The organism is Mangrovitalea sediminis, from assembly GCF_002514725.1.
In the GTDB taxonomy this organism is placed as follows: Bacteria; Pseudomonadota; Gammaproteobacteria; order Pseudomonadales; family Oleiphilaceae; genus Mangrovitalea; species Mangrovitalea sediminis.
Window position 1 is genome coordinate 507,235 of record NZ_NTLB01000005.1, and the last position, 17,142, is coordinate 524,376.

Annotated in this window: 11 protein-coding genes; 8 read left to right on the forward strand and 3 right to left on the reverse strand. The window is 58.5% G+C overall.

Features of this window, described 5'->3' with window-relative positions:
* The first annotated feature begins 146 nt into the window (after positions 1–146).
* The 3 genes from glgB (at position 147) to glgP (ending at position 6,459) form a co-directional block, all read left to right on the forward strand.
* Positions 147–2,342 carry a 1,4-alpha-glucan branching protein GlgB gene (gene glgB / locus CLR77_RS14775; RefSeq protein WP_097461423.1) on the forward strand — a complete coding sequence of 732 codons (2,196 nt, stop codon included), beginning with the start codon at positions 147–149 and terminating at the stop codon, positions 2,340–2,342.
* An 8-nt stretch (positions 2,343–2,350) separates the two neighbouring features.
* A complete protein-coding gene (gene glgA, locus CLR77_RS14780; protein ID WP_097461424.1) occupies positions 2,351–3,829 on the forward strand; it encodes a glycogen synthase GlgA in 1,479 nt (492 codons plus the stop codon).
* A 62-nt stretch (positions 3,830–3,891) separates the two neighbouring features.
* Positions 3,892–6,459, forward strand: coding sequence for an alpha-glucan family phosphorylase (gene glgP / locus CLR77_RS14785; RefSeq protein WP_097461425.1), 2,568 nt, complete (start codon positions 3,892–3,894; stop codon positions 6,457–6,459).
* Here the strand turns inward: glgP and CLR77_RS14790 are convergent.
* Together CLR77_RS14790 and CLR77_RS14795 are read right to left on the reverse strand one after the other, a co-directional pair.
* Positions 6,407–7,285 carry a substrate-binding periplasmic protein gene (locus tag CLR77_RS14790; RefSeq protein WP_143269424.1) on the reverse strand — a complete coding sequence of 293 codons (879 nt, stop codon included), beginning with the start codon at positions 7,283–7,285 and terminating at the stop codon, positions 6,407–6,409. The genes glgP and CLR77_RS14790 overlap by 53 nt on opposite strands.
* Complete coding sequence (locus CLR77_RS14795; RefSeq protein ID WP_158227216.1) at positions 7,286–9,442, reverse strand: sensor domain-containing protein; 2,157 nt, start codon at positions 9,440–9,442, stop codon at positions 7,286–7,288.
* Between the two features lie 378 nt (positions 9,443–9,820).
* On the opposite strand from CLR77_RS14795, the gene arcD reads away from it, so the two are divergent.
* The 4 genes from arcD (at position 9,821) to arcC (ending at position 14,636) form a co-directional block, all read left to right on the forward strand.
* Positions 9,821–11,272 carry an arginine-ornithine antiporter gene (gene arcD / locus CLR77_RS14800; protein WP_097461428.1) on the forward strand — a complete coding sequence of 484 codons (1,452 nt, stop codon included), beginning with the start codon at positions 9,821–9,823 and terminating at the stop codon, positions 11,270–11,272.
* A 149-nt stretch (positions 11,273–11,421) separates the two neighbouring features.
* On the forward strand, positions 11,422–12,672 hold the full coding sequence (gene arcA, locus CLR77_RS14805) for an arginine deiminase (protein WP_097461429.1): 1,251 nt from the start codon (positions 11,422–11,424) through the stop codon (positions 12,670–12,672).
* Between the two features lie 46 nt (positions 12,673–12,718).
* Complete coding sequence (locus CLR77_RS14810) at positions 12,719–13,723, forward strand: ornithine carbamoyltransferase (protein WP_097461430.1); 1,005 nt, start codon at positions 12,719–12,721, stop codon at positions 13,721–13,723.
* A 7-nt stretch (positions 13,724–13,730) separates the two neighbouring features.
* Positions 13,731–14,636 carry a carbamate kinase gene (gene arcC, locus CLR77_RS14815; RefSeq protein ID WP_097461431.1) on the forward strand — a complete coding sequence of 302 codons (906 nt, stop codon included), beginning with the start codon at positions 13,731–13,733 and terminating at the stop codon, positions 14,634–14,636.
* A 105-nt stretch (positions 14,637–14,741) separates the two neighbouring features.
* Here the strand turns inward: arcC and CLR77_RS14820 are convergent, their stop codons facing one another.
* On the reverse strand, positions 14,742–16,382 hold the full coding sequence (locus CLR77_RS14820) for a phytoene desaturase family protein (RefSeq protein ID WP_097461432.1): 1,641 nt from the start codon (positions 16,380–16,382) through the stop codon (positions 14,742–14,744).
* A gap of 105 nt (positions 16,383–16,487) precedes the next feature.
* On the opposite strand from CLR77_RS14820, the gene CLR77_RS14825 reads away from it, so the two are divergent.
* The gene (locus CLR77_RS14825; RefSeq protein WP_097461433.1) at positions 16,488–17,102 is read left to right on the forward strand and encodes a PadR family transcriptional regulator; all 615 of its coding nucleotides are present in this window, start codon (positions 16,488–16,490) and stop codon (positions 17,100–17,102) included.
* Positions 17,103–17,142 lie beyond the last annotated feature (40 nt).

Sequence of the window (17,142 nt, forward strand, 5' to 3'; positions counted from 1 at the left end):
GAGCCGCCAACGCGGCGAAACAGCCTCCTACTCATTGCAAGCTAGCACAGCCCAATTGGTGGATTATTGCCTTGGATCAATACCCTGAATGATCCGCTACGCTTGAATAAAACAAGGACATCCAGCGCAATAGAGTATTTCTGATCATGGATAATGGATTCGATAATCGGCTCACGGAAGCAATGGAAAGACTGCGCAGTGCGCGCCTCCACGATCCCTTCGAGGTGTTGGGAGCGCACCCCACCACCACGGGTACCACCGTACGCGTCTATATCCCTGGTGCAGAAAAAATTTCACTCGAGGGATACAAGGAACGCCTGAGCATGATGCCCCTATCCCAGGATGGGCTTTTTGAGTGGCAGGGCAAGGCAGAGCAACTCCCGGATCATTACCACGTCCGCTGGACCGACGGTTACGGACAGGAACACCGCGAACAGGACCCCTACAGCTTTCCCTCTCAGATTCCGGCGTTCGATCTCCATCTGTTTGCAGAGGGACGTCACTGGCACGTTTACCGTTTACTCGGCGCCAATGTCCGCGTTGTCGATGGCACAGAAGGTATCCTCTTCGCGACCTGGGCTCCCAATGCAGAGCGTGTCAGTGTCGTCGGCGATTTCAATCATTGGGACGGACGACGCCACCCGTTGCGGGCCTGTGGCGAAAGTGGTGTGTGGGAACTGTTCATTCCCGGTCTGGCGGTCGGCAGCCTGTATAAGTTCGAAATCCGCAGCAGCGCCTCCGAAGAGGTTCTCCTGAAGGCGGACCCCTATGCCCGGCAGAGCGAGTACCGCCCTGGCACGGCATCCGTCATATCGGCGCCAGTCAATGCCGACGGCTGGCAGGACCGGCTCTGGATGGATCGCCGGGCAGCGCAGGACTGGCAGCATCAACCCATCTCGATCTACGAGGTGCACCTGGGGTCCTGGCAGCGCACCGATGACGGCAGTTTCCTGAATTACCGGGATATCGCGCACCGCCTCGTGGAATATGTCAAACGTCTCGGGTTCACACACATCGAGCTGATGCCGATCACCGAGCACCCCCTGGACGACTCCTGGGGCTACCAAAGTACCGGTTATTTTGCCCCCACCAGCCGCTTCGGCACGCCCGACGACTTTCGGTATTTTGTCGATTACTGCCACCGGCACGACATCGGTGTCATTCTCGACTGGGTCCCAGCCCACTTCCCCAAGGACAGACATGCCCTCGCCCATTTCGATGGCACGCCACTCTACGAGCACGCCGATCCCCGGCGGGGCGAACACCGGGACTGGGGCACACTTATCTACAACTATGGCCGCAACGAAGTCCGAAACTTCCTGCTGGCCAGCGCCAATTTCTGGCTCGAGGAATTCCACCTCGACGGCCTTCGCGTGGACGCTGTTGCATCGATGCTGTACCTGGATTATTCCCGTGAGGATGGTGACTGGCTGCCCAATGTCTATGGCGGAAACGAAAACCTCGAAGCCATCGATTTCCTGCGCACCCTGAGCATTCTCACGCACGGTCAGCATCCCGGTACCTTGCTGTTTGCCGAGGAATCGACCGCCTGGCCCCAGGTGACCCGGCCGACCTGGGTCGGTGGGCTGGGGTTTTCCCTCAAATGGAACATGGGCTGGATGCACGATACCCTCGAATACCTTAAAGAGGACCCCGTCTTCCGGCACTATCATCACGACCGGCTGACGTTCGGCATGCTCTATGCCTTTACGGAGAATTTCGTGTTGCCGTTCTCCCACGATGAAGTGGTTCACGGCAAGGGCAGCCTGTTCCACCAGATGGCTGGCGACGACTGGCAACGGTTTGCCAACCTCCGCCTTCTTTACACCTATCAGTTCACCTATCCGGGCGCCAAGTTATTGTTCATGGGGAACGAGTTCGGACAACGTAACGAGTGGTATCACGCCAGGGGACTCGACTGGTATCTCCTCGAGCAAGCCCCCCATCAGGGGGTACAGAATCTTGTGGCCGATCTCAACCACCTTTACCGGCAGGAACCGGCCCTTTACCAGTATCCCTTTACCGACCAGGGATTCCACTGGATCGACTGTCACGATGCTGCACAATCGGTTGTGACCTACCAGCGAAACAGCGATCAGGGCTTCGTCATCGTTGTGTTGAATTTCACCCCGGTCCCGCGGGAAAACTACCGTATCGGCGTCAGTAAACCTGGCTTCTATCGAGAACTGTTCAACTCCGACTCGGGACATTATGGGGGCGGAAACATCGGCAACGGCGGCGGGCGGCACAGCGAGCCAACCCCCTGGATGGGACAACCGCACTCGGTCTCCTTGACGCTACCACCGTTGGCCGGACTGATCCTCATCTGTGAGGGAGGTTAGCGACGCGAATGTTCAAAGTCCTTTTTGTGACCAGCGAAGCCGCTCCCCTGATGAAAACGGGCGGGCTCGGCGACGTTTCCGCCAGCCTGCCGCGTGCCCTTCAGAGCCTCGGCTGCAAGATGCGACTGCTCATGCCAGCCTATCCGGAGACCCTTGAGCGCGCAAAGGCCGGCGGTATTACCCCTGTTGCCGAAACCACCGTTCGTGGCCAAGTGGTGCGGATCCTGCAGACCCGCCTACCCGGAACCCGGCTCGCCGTGTGGCTGGTGGAATGCCCGGCGCTGTTCGGCAGGGCCGGTAACCCCTATCACGACGATCAGGGAAACGACTGGCCCGACAACGCCGAGCGCTTTGACCTGCTATGTCGCGTGGCCTGTGAAGTGGCGCTTGATCGTATTGGCCTCAATTGGCAGCCGGATGTCGTGCACTGCAACGACTGGCAGACCGGTCTGGTGCCGGTGCTACTCGCCGACGAGCCGAAGCGGCCGGCGACCCTGTTCACCGTGCATAACCTCGCCTATCACGGCCGCTTCCCGTACGAAACCCTGATTAAGCTCGGGTTGCCCGAACGTCTCTGGGATTACCGGGCGCTCGAGTTTCATGGCTACCTGTCGCTACTGAAAGGCGGCCTGGTCTTCGCTGACAGACTCACCACCGTCAGCCCCCACTACGCTGAGGAAATCCAGGGCCCCGATCAGGGCCAGGGTCTCGACGGCCTCTTGCGACTCCGCCGAAATGACCTGGATGGCATTCTCAACGGCATAGACGATCAACTCTGGGATCCGGCGCATGATCACCATTTACCGGCGACCTACAACCTGCGCACATTGCCCCGCAAGGCCGTGAACAAGGCTCAGCTGCAGCAGGAGATGGGCTTGGAGGAAAGCGCCGAGCGTCCCTTAATCGGGTTTATCGGGCGATTGGTGGAGCAGAAAGGGATAGACCTGATGCTGGAAAGCCTGGACGCCATCATGGGAATGGGCGCACAGTTTGTCATGCTCGGCAGCGGTCAACCCGAGTATGAAAAGGCCCTGAAAGCAGCCGCTGGACGCTACCCCGGCAGAATGGCCTTGCGCCTGGGATACGATGAAACGCTGGCCCACCGGATCGAGGCGGGCGCGGACATGTTTCTGATGCCGTCTCGCTTCGAGCCCTGCGGCCTGAATCAGCTCTATAGCTTGCGCTACGGCACGGTGCCGATAGTCCACGATGTCGGTGGTCTCCATGATACGGTCGTCAATACCGATCCCATTAGCCTGGAAAGTGGCGCGGCCACCGGTTTCATCTTCTCTCCGGCCACGCCAGCGGCCTTGACCGAGGCCGTATCCCGGGCGCTGGATTTGTATCGGGCACCGGCTGACTGGCAGCGCCTGCAAGCCATCGGAATGACCCGGGACTTCTCCTGGCAGCGCAGCGGCAGAGCCTATATGGCCCTCTATGCCGACGCCTGCAAGGCTCGCACACAGGCCGAGACCAACGGAACATAGTCGCCGGCGGCAGCACCGGCTTTCGGGGGGTTCCTCCATGAACGGAAAAGGGATGTATCGCCATGTCCGGTAAGCGCTTCACGCTGGAAGTTCAACCTCAGTTGCCGGAGTCACTGAGCCGGCTCGACGAATTGGCGAACGATTTGCTGTACAGCTGGGATCACCGGGTTCGCAGCATCTTCTATCGGCTGGATCGCGCACTCTGGCAACGCTGCGGCCATAATCCCAAACTCTTTCTGCGCCGCGTCGCGCAGGAAAAGCTGGAGTCCGCTGTCACCAATCGCGCCTATATGGAAGAGTACCGGCGAGTCGTCAACGGCTACGATGCCTATCGTGAAGCCCGTACACGCCCGGAACTGAGTGAACTGATCGATCCCAATCAGGATCTGGTGACCTATTTCTGCGCCGAATACGGTTTCCACGAGAGCTTTCCGATCTATTCGGGTGGCCTGGGAATACTGGCGGGCGATTACTGTAAGGCCGCCAGCGACCTGGGCCTGCCGCTGGTCGCTGTCGGCCTATTGTATCGCCAGGGCTATTTCACCCAAGTCATAGACGGACAGGGCCGACAACAGGCCCTCTACCACCTCAACGATACCGAACACCTGCCGATTCGGCGTGCCGAAAAGGATGGGCAACCCGCTGCATTGGTTCTGGAGTTTCCTGGTCGCCAGGTTCATGTCAGGATATGGGAAGCGTTGGCGGGCCACGTCCGACTCCTGCTGCTCGACACCGACACGCCGGAAAACAGCGACGGCGACCGCAGCATCACCTACCAGTTGTACGGCGGCGATTCCGAGCGGCGTATTCAGCAGGAAATCGTGCTCGGCGTGGCGGGTACCCGGGCACTGCGACTGCTCGGCTACAAGCCCAGCGCCTGGCATATCAACGAAGGCCACGCGGCGTTCCAGATCCTCGAACGCTGCCGGGAAGCGGTCGCCGACGGCATGGATTTCGACAGCGCCCTCGAGCTGGTGGCTTCGGGGACCCTGTTCACCACCCATACGCCGGTGCCGGCCGGTCACGACATCTTCAGCTATTCGCTGATCGAAACCTATCTGAGCCATTTCACCCAGTCGCTCGGTATCGACCTCTCACGACTCTATGCGCTGGGTCAATCCGCCGGCGCAGCCGACGGTTTCAATATGACAACCCTCGCCCTGCACGGCTCCCGCTTTCACAACGGTGTCAGCCGCATTCACGGTGGCGTCGCCTCGGAAATGGAACACGCCATCTGGCCCCAGATACCGCCCGACGAAAACCCGATTGGCTACGTTACCAATGGCGTACACGTGCCCACCTTCCTGGCCCGCGAATGGGGCAGCCTCTTCGACATGCGCTTCGACACCTGGCAGAGCGCACTGCTCGACCCGGAGTTCTGGGAACAGATCGACGACATTCCCGATTACCAATACTGGAGTGTCCACAAGGCGCTGAAGCAACAGCTTATCGACGCCGTCAAACGGCGGGTCACTTTCCAGCACCGGCGCAATGGCACCAGCCATTCCGTCACAGCACGAACTCTGTCGCTCCTGAACGATGACGACCAGGATTTCCTGATACTGGGCTTTGCCCGCCGCTTTGCCACCTACAAGCGTGCGACGCTGCTGTTCTCGGATACAGATAGGCTTGCTGCCCTGCTCAACAACCCGGAAAAGCCCTGCATCATCATCTACGCGGGTAAGGCGCACCCTAACGATCACCCGGGGCAGCAACTTATCCGCGTCATTCACGAGTTGTCGTTGCAGCCGGAATTCATCGGCAAGATTATTCTGCTTGAAGGCTACGATTTAGCCGTGGCCCGCCAACTGGTCAGCGGTGTCGATGTCTGGCTGAACACGCCGGAGGCACCTCTCGAAGCCAGCGGAACCTCCGGCCAGAAGGCGGCCGTCAACGGCGCCCTGAACCTGAGTGTCCTGGATGGATGGTGGGCTGAGGGTTTCGATGGGGACAATGGCTGGGGAATCGCACCCAGGGACCTCCGGTTCGACAAGGACTACCGCAACCGCGAGGAAGCCGGCGACCTGCTCGACATTCTCGAACATGAGGTCATCCCGCTCTTTTATGCCAGGGACGGTCGTGGCTATTCGGAGCAGTGGGTACAGCTGTCAAAAGCGTCCATGAAATCGATCATGCCGCGTTTCAACGCCCAACGGATGGTCATGGATTACGTTCGCAACTACTACGACCCGGCGCAAAAGCAAATGCAACGGATGTCGGCGGACAACAATCGCCAGGCAAAGATGCTGGCGCAGTGGAAAGCCCATATTCGCCACGCCTGGCCTGAAGTCAGGGCGACCCTGGCCAAACCGCTACCCTGCACCATCCGTTACGGCGAAGTCCTGCCGTTGAGGGTGAATGTCAGTCTTGGTGCACTGAAACCGGAAGACATCATCGTCGAAGCCGTGGTCGAGCCCATGCTGGACCCTGAGACGGCCTCAGAGGTACGGCACTACGCCCTCAAACCGGAACCCAGCGCCACACCACAGGACCCAGTGACCTTTGCCCTTGATCTGGAGCCACCCTATGCGGGAGTGCAGTCATTGCGGTTACGCCTGTTCCCCTGGCATGAACTACTTAGCCACCGCTTTGAGGTGGGGCTGATGATATGGATCGAAGAGAATCGGTAAGGCTGAGGGGGGCTGATGCTTCTTTCAGCCACTGCTGAACCACGCCTTCGCGGCGCAATTGTGCCAAGCCCCGATTCAACTTCTGCAGCAGCATGCGGCTTCGACTCGAGGTTCTGGTCAGCAGGACGTGGTAACCGACGACTTCCAGCGGTTGTGGCGACCAAGTGATTTGCGCGGCTTCTTCCGGGGGGACCTTGGTATTCAGCAGCCAGAGTCCAACCGTAAGATCGCATGGAAACAGGTCGATCCGGCCATGCGCCAACTTCAGAAAGTTCAACCGATCGGTGGGCGCCCTCTCGGTGTGGATTAGGCCCCGTTGCTCGGCGGCCGCCAAGTGGTTATAGATATAGCCCAATGTTTCCCCGACCCGTAGTCCTTTCAAGTCGTCCAGCGTAGACCACGGATAGCGATGTTGCCGGGTGTGGAAAAACACCGTTTTTCCCATGAAGACGGGATCGCTCATCCTGAACAGTTTTTCACGGGACGGCGAGTCACGCCACGCCAGCGTGCCGTCGAATTCGCCTTTTCCTGCCATGTAAAAAGCACGCTTCCAGGGCAGGAATACGTACTTAACCCGCACGCCCTGGGTGGCAAACGCGGCGGAAACAATACGTGAGGCCACCCCATAATAAGGCAGGTTCTTAGACAGGTAGGGCGACCATTCGCCGTTGGCCAGAACGACCGTTTGCGGCACGGTCTTGTCATCCTGCGCCTGCGTATAGCCGCTGCCCCACATCAAACCAAATAACGCGCAGAGCAACGCCCACCGGAACGCTCTTATCGTCATCGTCCTATACACCACCGCCACCGACAACAACGTCGCCAATTACTCGGTGACGGGAACGGCGTCATGAACCTCATCGAGCTCTGCGGCAACGCACCTATCTCGTCCCAACGCTTTGGCACGGTATAGCGCCTGGTCCGCGAGACGAAGCAGTTCCTGAGGGTCCACCTCTGACGATGACGGCATAAAGGCAATTCCAATACTGCTGGTAATGTGGAAACTCATCTCCTGAGCCCGGATGGGGCGTCGGACGCTTCGAAGAATCTTTCCGGCCACTTCATAGGCCGTATCGAGGCTTTGAACCGGCCTTAACAGAATCACGAACTCATCCCCACCAAGCCGGCTGACCACATCATGTTCTCGCACCGACTTACGCAGGCGGGCGCCAAATGCCTTGAGCAATTCGTCGCCGATCTCGTGACCATGCTGATCGTTTATCGGTTTGAAAAAGTCGATATCGAGATAAAGCAGCGCTAGCCTGTCCTCGGACCGGCTAAACCCCCCAGAAGACATCAGACGGCGCAACTCGGTCATCAGGAAATGCCGGTTTCTAAGACCGGTTAACGGATCGTGTTCAGCAAAATAGCGCATCCTTTCTTCGGTGCGCTTACGCTCGGAAATATCTTCCTGGATCGATACAAAGTGAGAAATGTGACCGTTGCTGTCCGTCACCGGAGTTATCGACTGCAGCACGGTATATTCCGACCCGTCCTTGCGCCGTTCGACGGTTTCACCCGACCACACCCTTCCGGATCGCAGCTTACGCCAGCGGTCATCGGATTCCGACGAACCGTCGCCGGACTGGCTCAACATCGGCAGTCGACAACCTACCCACTCGCTTTCCGAATAGCCGCTGCTATCCACCAGAGCCCTGTTCGTCCAGACCACGCGTCCTTCGCGATCGGCGATAAACATGGCATTGCGAGCCACTTCGAGCGCTTTGCGCAACAGCATCAACTGCTGCTGCTCGCTCACCATTTCCAGCGCCACACTCAACCGGTTATGCACCTGATCGAGAATCCTGAGGATTTCCTGTCGGTGGAAGAGTTCGGGATGCTGGCTGGCCAACACCAAAACACCAGGCCGGCTGTCTGCCGTTTGCAGAGGAATCAGGCACAACAACTTCAGGCTGGAGTCCCCCAGCGACTCAAAGAGCGACTTAAACCGCTGATCGTCTCGCGAGGCAATCTGCAGGGTCTCAATCTCGTTCAGGGAGCTGTCGTAAGCGGAAATATGCCCGGTGGATAACGATTCCCTCAATGGCCCGACAAAATAGTGCGTACCAGATGTCATCAGCGATGAGGAGGGAGCGAACCAGACCAGCGGACACCTGAACACGGTTTGCAGGCGGGCGCAGCAATCGGCAATCAACTGATGGAGGCTGTCGCCCGCCAGGATATGGCGGTCCACGCTGTTGAGAATGGCGTCGACATTGCGCCGAATATAGCCGACGGTAATATCCTCGGAATAGATGGCAAAACGTGTCACCTTGCTATCGTCATCCAGCACCGGATTGACAGTGTGGTGCAGATACATCCCCGAACGGAAATCCTCGAAAACGACGGATTCGTGATTCTCGACAACGCGCCGGGCGATATCCCGACGGTTATCGCGTATCGACTCAGGGCTGAGATCGATGATGCGCTTGCCGATGAGTTCGTCGGCGCTCGCTGCGCCAAACCGTTCAGCCCCCACCCGGTTAATCTGCAGAATACGCGTGTCCGGCGTAACAAGGGCTGCCATCTGTTCGCTGGCGTTGAGCAACGCCGACAGTTCGCGCTGACGATCACGCAGTATGCGCTCGCTGATCATGCGCTCGGAGAGATCCCTGGCAATGGCAATGCCGAATCGCTCCCCCTCCACCCAAAACAGGCGACAATTGATTTCCACGGGAATCTGCCGACCGTCATAGGATCTGAGGACACGCTCAAAGCGGGCAACACCATGTTCCTCCAGGTCCCGGTGCATGGATTGCCAGAGATCGGTCGGCAACGGCACATGGTGCAGATCCTGGGGTGCCAATTTCAGCAACTCTTCCCGGGAATACCCCAGAAGATCGCAGGTGGCCTTGTTCACCTCGACAAAGGGCCCGGGCAAACGCCCTTCAGGCATAGGAACGACAAAGGCCGCATCCGAGGTACTTTCGAAAAAGAGACGATAGGCTGTCTCTAAATCTGGAGAAGCAGCTTTGGCCGACATGTCTTTGGCTCTAATAGTGTGTTTCATCGCGTATCGGTTGAGACTATCCGCTACTGCCGGAAAATACAGAGCCCCACCCTACCCCTAGTTTTGAACCGGGGTTCAGTCCTGTCAACTTAACCCCCTGACATTTCGCGAGAATCTTGCGAGATATGACAATCTACCCATTGTTTGTTTCGTGCCCAGAGGCATCAGCGCATCCCTCTACGCGTAAGGACCTGTCCGCCGGACGTCAGTTCCGGTCGTTCGAATAAAACCTTGAGAAAAGTACGGGCATCCGTAATTTGATTTGTCTCAACGAAGTATCAGATCACGATATCTAAGTGGGTAGGTCCTTGATATAACACTGGCTACGATAATCAGCCACAAGGACAGATCATGGCAACGAATGCTCCCTCAGACAGGAATGCAATCCCTCCAAAATTACACCTAGGTGCTCTGACAGCCCTCGTCATTGGCTCCATGATCGGCGGGGGGATTTTTTCCCTGCCACAGAATATGGCCGCCAGCGCCGGCGCAGGCGCCACCTTGATCGGTTGGCTGATTACCGCCGTAGGCATGCTGACACTCGCATTTGTATTTCAGTCACTTGCGGTGCGAAAGCCGGAGCTCGATTCCGGTGTCTATGCCTATGCCAAAGCCGGGTTCGGCGATTACATGGGCTTCAGCTCCGCCTGGGGATACTGGATCAGTGCCTGGATCGGCAACGTCAGTTATTTCGTCCTGCTCTTTAGCTCTCTCGGCTTTTTCTTCCCCATATTCGGCGAAGGTAACACGTTGCCGGCGATCATCGGCGCCTCCGTCTTGCTCTGGGTCGTGCATTTCCTGATTCTGAGCGGCATCCGGGAGGCGGCGTTCGTCAACCTCATCACCACGGTTGCCAAGGTGGTGCCGTTGATTCTGTTCATCGTACTGGCGGTTGTGGGCTTCAAACTGGATCTGTTCAAGACCGATTTCTGGGGATTGGGTAATCCCAAGCTCGGCAGCGTTCTCGATCAGGTGCGTGGCGTTATGCTGGTGACAGTCTGGGTGTTCATCGGCATTGAAGGCGCCAGCGTATACTCGGCCAGGGCCAGTAATCGCAAGGACGTCGGCAAGGCGACTCTGATCGGTTTCATCAGCGTTCTCGCTCTGCTGGTACTCGTCAACGTCATCTCCCAGGGCATCATGAGCCAGGCCGAACTGGCTGGCCTGAAAAACCCCTCCATGGCGGGCGTACTGGCCAAAGTCGTCGGCCCCGTCGGCAGCAACCTGATCAACATCGGCCTGATCATTTCTCTCTGCGGGGCCCTGCTTAGTTGGACCATGCTGTGCGCCGAAATCATGTATGCCTCAGCAAGCGACGGCACCATGCCGGCCTTCCTCGCGAAAACGACCCGCAAACATGTCCCGGTATCCGCTCTCTGGGTCAGCAACGGCCTGATTCAGTTGTTCCTGATCATCACCCTGTTTTCCGCCGGGACCTACCTCCAGTTACTGTACCTGGCGACGTCGATGATCCTGATCCCCTATTTCTGGTCTGCGTTCTACGCACTGCTCCTGGCCTGGAAAGGCGACACCTACGGCGCCAATGACAGTCAACGGGGACGAGACCTGTTTATTGCGCTACTCGCCGTAGTCTATAGCGTTTGGCTGGTCTATGCCGGCGGCATCAAGTACCTCCTGCTGAGCGCAGTCCTTTATGCGCCTGGCGCCATTTTCTTTGCCATCGCCAAGCGGGAAAAGGGCGAGCGCATTTTCAAACCGATTGAAGCGATCATCTTCGCTGTTGTGCTCGTCGTCGGCATCTACGGGGTTTATGCCCTGGCGACAGGAAAGCTCAGTCTCTAACACAGGTCACTCATTGGATTGAGAGCGTCAGCGGATCGGGGCGATGACATCGCCAGAGGCCAGGGAAGGCCCCATCGTCCTTGGGGTCATGCCCCCGATGCCCACCTTTCCCGCTGGCACCATTCAGGAACGATTCAGAGGTAACCGTCATGCCCCAACCTTCATCCCTCGGCGCCTATTCGGAAATCGGCAAACTGCGCAAGGTCATGGTCTGCCGTCCCGGGCTTGCCCACCAGCGACTCACGCCCGGTAACTGCGATGAACTGCTATTCGACGACGTCATGTGGGTTCACCAGGCCAAGCGTGATCACTACGACTTTGTCGACAAGATGGAAGAACGCGGCGTAGAGGTCATGGACATGCATGACCTGCTGGCCGACGTCGTGGCCATCGATGACGCCCGTCGCTGGCTGATGGATCGTCGCATTACCAACGAAAGCGTCGGCATTGGCCTCGCCCAGGATATCCGCGCCTGGCTGGACGAACTGTCGCCCCAACAGGTGGCGGAATTCCTCATCGGCGGTATTAGCGGCGCAGATCTTCCGTCCGACGCCAGCAGTCGCGACATCAAATTGTTCCTCGACTTCGTCGGCCCCACCGGCTTTATTCTGCCGCCCCTACCCAACACTGTTTTCACCCGTGACACCAGCTGCTGGATTTTCGGTGGCGTCACCCTGAACCCGATGTATTGGCAGGCGCGCCGGCCCGAAACGCTCCTCACCGCAGCCATTTACCGGTTCCACCCAACCTTTGCCGATTCCGGCATGCATTTCTGGTGGGGCGATCCCGAGATCGATCATGGACCGGCCACCCTGGAAGGCGGCGATGTCATGCCATTGGGCAATGGCGTGGTGCTTATCGGTATGGGTGAGCGCTCCTCCCGGCAGGCGATCGGCATGGTCGCCGACTCCCTGTTCCGCCATGGTGCGGCCAAGCAGGTTATCGTTGCGGCTCTCCCCAAGGCCCGTTCTGCCATGCACCTGGATACGGTGTTTACCTTCTGCGACCGGGACCTTGTGACCATCTATCCGGAGGTCGTTAATCATATTCAGGCGTTTTCCCTGCGGCCGGGCGACCGGGAGGGACATCTGGACATTCGACGCGAAGACAAGCCCTTCCTCGACGTCGTTGCCAAGGCACTTAACCTCAAGTCGCTGCGAGTTGTCCAAACCGGCGGCGACCGTTACGAACAGGAACGCGAGCAGTGGGATGACGGTAATAATGTCGTCGCCCTGGAACCTGGCGTCGTCATTGGCTACGACCGTAATACCTGGACCAATACCCAACTGCGCAAGGCCGGCGTCGAAGTGATCACCATCACCGCCGCCGAATTGGGCCGGGGCCGTGGCGGCGGCCACTGCATGACCTGCCCCATCCTGCGCGACCCCGTCGAATACTAGGAATACGCAAGGCCGCAACACTGCAGCCGATCAAGAGGATATCGAGATGGCTTTTAACGTTCACAATCACCACCTGCTCACCTTGCTCGATTTCACACCCAGGCAGCTCCGCTATCTTCTGGACCTGGCCCGTGACTTGAAACGCGCCAAATACACCGGCACCGAGCAACCGAAACTGTCGGGCAAGAATATCGCGCTGATCTTCGAGAAAGCCTCGACGCGCACACGCTGTGCCTTTGAAGTCGCCGCCCATGACCAGGGCGCCCACGTCACCTATATCGATCCATCGGGTTCGCAAATCGGCCACAAGGAATCCATCAAGGACACGGCGCGGGTACTGGGACGCATGTTCGACGCTATCGAATACCGCGGGTTCAGCCAGCACAAGGTGGAGGAGCTGGCGAATTATGCCGGTGTCCCGATCTACAACGGCCTGACCGATGAATACCACCCGACCCAAATGCTGGCCGACGTCATGACGATGCGCGAGCATAGCGACAAGCCCCTGCACGACATCGCCTATGCCTACGTCGGCGATGCCCGTAACAATATGGGCCATTCTCTGATGATCATCGGCTGTAAGCTGGGCATGGACGTCCGCATCGGCGCGCCCCGCGAACTGTGGCCGGATGATGAACTCGTCAAAACCTGCCGGGAGATTGCTGCCCACACCGGCGCCCGCCTGCAACTCACGGACAATCCCCGCGATGCGGTCAGCGGCGTCGATTTCATCCACACCGATGTCTGGGTGTCTATGGGCGAACCGATGGAAAAATGGGGGGAACGCATCAAGGTGCTGCTTCCCTACCAGGTCAACACCACTCTGATGCAAGCCGCGCGAAACCCCCGGGTGAGATTCATGCATTGCCTCCCCTCCCTGCACAATGCGGAAACCGAGGTCGGCAAACAGGTTTCCGGTCAATACGGCCTTCATGACGGCATAGAAGTGACGGAAGAGGTTTTTGAGTCCGAAGCCTCGATCGTCTTTGAGCAGGCAGAAAACCGGATGCACACCATCAAAGCCATACTGGTTTCCACACTGGGGAGCTGAGATCGCCATGCGTATCGTCGTCGCCCTGGGTGGAAACGCCCTGCTTCGCCGCGGTGAACCCATGACCGCGGACCAACAACGCAGGAACGTCGGTGTCGCCGTCAAACACCTGGCGCGCATACAATCGGGCAATGAGCTGGTCATCGCCCACGGCAATGGCCCGCAAGTCGGGTTGCTCGCCCTGCAGGCTGCAGCCTACGCTCCGGTGAGCCCCTATCCTCTTGATGTACTGGGTGCCGAGAGTGAGGGCATGATCGGTTACCTGATCGAACAGGAGCTGGGTAACGCCCTGCCGACGGAGACGCCCATGGCCACCCTGTTGACGCAGGTTGAGGTCGATCCGGACGACCCTGCCTTCCAGCACCCCACCAAGCCCATCGGCCCGACCTATTCCAAGGAAGATGCCGAGCGCCTGATGGACTCGCGGGGCTGGCAGATGGCACCGGACGGTCCTTACATGCGTCGCGTGGTCGCCAGTCCCCGGCCTCGACGCATCTTTGAGATCCGGCCGATAAAGTGGTTGCTCGAACAGGGTACCGTGGTCATTTGCGCGGGCGGCGGCGGTGTACCGACCTTTTACAACCGGGACGGGAAATTGCAGGGTATTGAAGCCGTTATCGACAAGGACTACTGCGCCGCCCTTCTGGCCCATGATCTGGATGCAGATTGCCTGATCATCGCAACCGATGTCGACGGTGTTTACGAGGACTGGGGTAAACCGACACAGCGCCTGATCGAACGGATCCGGCCGGCTGATATCGACCCTACCGGTTTTCCGGCAGGTTCCATGGGACCGAAGCTGGGCGCCGCCCTGGATTTCGTGAGCAGAACCGGGAAAACCGCGGTTATCGGGTCCCTGGAAAATATTGATGCCATGCTTGAGGGAAAAGCCGGGACCCGTGTCACGCCCTGACGCCCGGGATTGGGCCGCAACAAGTAAGAGGACAACATCAGGGGCTTGCCGATCACCGTCGTTCAGCCCCTGGTCAGGAAGATTCCCACGAAAAATCGGGGGACGTCAGGACGCCTTTGGCGCAGGCTGTAGCGTTACCTCCCGATCAGGCTGACGAATCAGTTGCCAGACCTGATAACTGCGCCACCCTAACATCGCGCAGGCCGTCATCACGCCCCCCATCAAGGCTCCTCCCACACCCGCCGTAACGACGTCGGAACCGGTCAGGTAAAGATCGCGAACTGGGGTGATCGGATGCAGCCACCCCTGTTCGAAACGTTGCACATCGTGGTCGATACCATAGATCTCACCCTCTTCGTTATGCTGGAACCAGCGCGTGGAGAGCGGTGTAGACAGTTCATAGTAGTCAAGCGCGTCCCGCAGCTCGGGATGGTGCTTGAACAACACCTCGAGTAGCTCTTGCGCGATCTGCTCCTTGAGCACCTCATAGTCTTCCCCCCGATGATTCCAGGTCGTCCCCATCCACTTTTCGAAAAGCCGGTTATTGGTCGGCGCGACAACCTCCACCGTGGCCCGGTCCGGATAGCGTTCATCCCAGGCGGGGTCCTTGGCCGACGGAAACGAGATATAAACCAGGGGCATTGGCGCATCAGGATTTTCACGAAACGCCGCCACATTGGCATCGTGATCGAAAGAGGGGTAGATCCAGTCGTTGGTTTTCGGTATTCCCAGTGCGCTGGCAGAGCCCTTGAGACCCACATACAGACAGACATGGGAGGCCGATAAGCGAACGCCTTGCAGATGACGGTCCAAGCCATGACGGCGCACCACCGACTCCGGCAGCAACCGCTTCACCGTGGGGACAATGCCCACGCCGCTGACCACCGCATCCGCTTTCAATTCGTCCCCATTGGCCATACGCACACCGTAGGCCCGATTACCCTTGATCAACACCTGTTCGACGCTGGCATAGGTGAAGACTTCCCCGCCAGCCGCCCGAATAACCGGGATGATGGTCTCGGCGATACTCGACGCCCCTCCAACGGGATAGTTACCACCCGTCAGGTAGTGCTTCGCCACCATCGCATGCATCAGGAACGATGACTCCGAAGGCGGAAGCCCGTAGTCACCCCATTGCGCCGTGAGCACGCCGATCAACGCCTGATTCCGGGTCAACCCTTCAAGCGCCTGCCGCGTGGACTGGAAGCAGTACGCCGGCAACAGGCGCCGCCGGACCTTCTGATAAAGCCGCGCGACCGGTCTTGGCAGCGCCTGGCCGGCAAAGAATGCCGGCACCTTGGAACTGACGGTCTTGATGTAATCGACATAGCGCTCGATCGCCTGTGCCTCATCCGGAAAACGCGACGTGAGTGAAGCCTTGAACGAATCTTCGCCGGCAACGAAATCGTATGTTTCATCCCCAATCATAACCCGGTCATACAGGGGGTCCATCGGCGCCCACTTCAGGTTTCCATCGCTAATGGTGTCGAAGACCCGCCGGATCATGGACCAGGGCTTATGCACCTCTCCAATGTAATGTACCCCGACATCCCACTCATACCCCGCACGCTCATAGCTGTGGGTATAACCCCCGGCGGTGTAGTGTTGCTCAAGGACACACACTTTCCTGCCGAGCTTGGACAACAAAGCCGCTGTGCATAAGCCACCGATGCCGGAGCCGATCACGATGACATCATAATGGCTGTCGGCGCGGTTGGTACGATAGCGACGTCCGGTGCGGGGCATGACGATTCTCCTTATGCAATTTATTGCATAATATTGAGGCGCACAGAGTTATGCAACAATTTGCATATCAGGTACACTAGACTCCAGATATTCGACGGAGTCGTCATGTCACTCAAACACGCCATTCTCGTCCTCCTGGAAACCGAGCCCGCCAGCGGCTACGACCTCTACAAGCAGTTCAAGCAAAGCCTTGGCTATTTCTGGAACGCCAGTCACCAGCAGGTCTACCAGCAACTCAAGCGGATGAGTGAGGACGGCTGGCTGGACTACTCTGCAGAAATCCAGAGCGACAAGCCGGACCGCAAGGTTTATCGCATGACGGACAGGGGCCGGGAGGCCCTGCTCACCTGGCTCAATGCGCCGGTCAAACCCAATAAACTTAATGATGCCCTTTTGGTAAAACTGTTTGGCGGCGACAGTCTGCCCCCTGATGCACTTATCGAGGAGCTCGACCGCCATACGGCCATCCATCGTCATACCCTCGACAAGCTGCTGGCCATCCAAAGCCAGTACGAACGCCTGCCCGAAAACCAGCGGCGCCCATGGGAACTGCCCTTTCTCACGCTGAGACGCGGTATTCTGGGCGAACAGGCCTGGATCGACTGGGCACAGGAAACGCGCGCTGCCCTGGAAAAACGTCGCAATGAGACAGCGGACAAGCGGTCTGATCCACTCGATACCGCAGGGACCGGCAGCGCAAGAAGCGCCGCAGAAAGCTGACCGGGGAATCGTCAGTGAGGGAGGGAGATCCGTGAAAGGT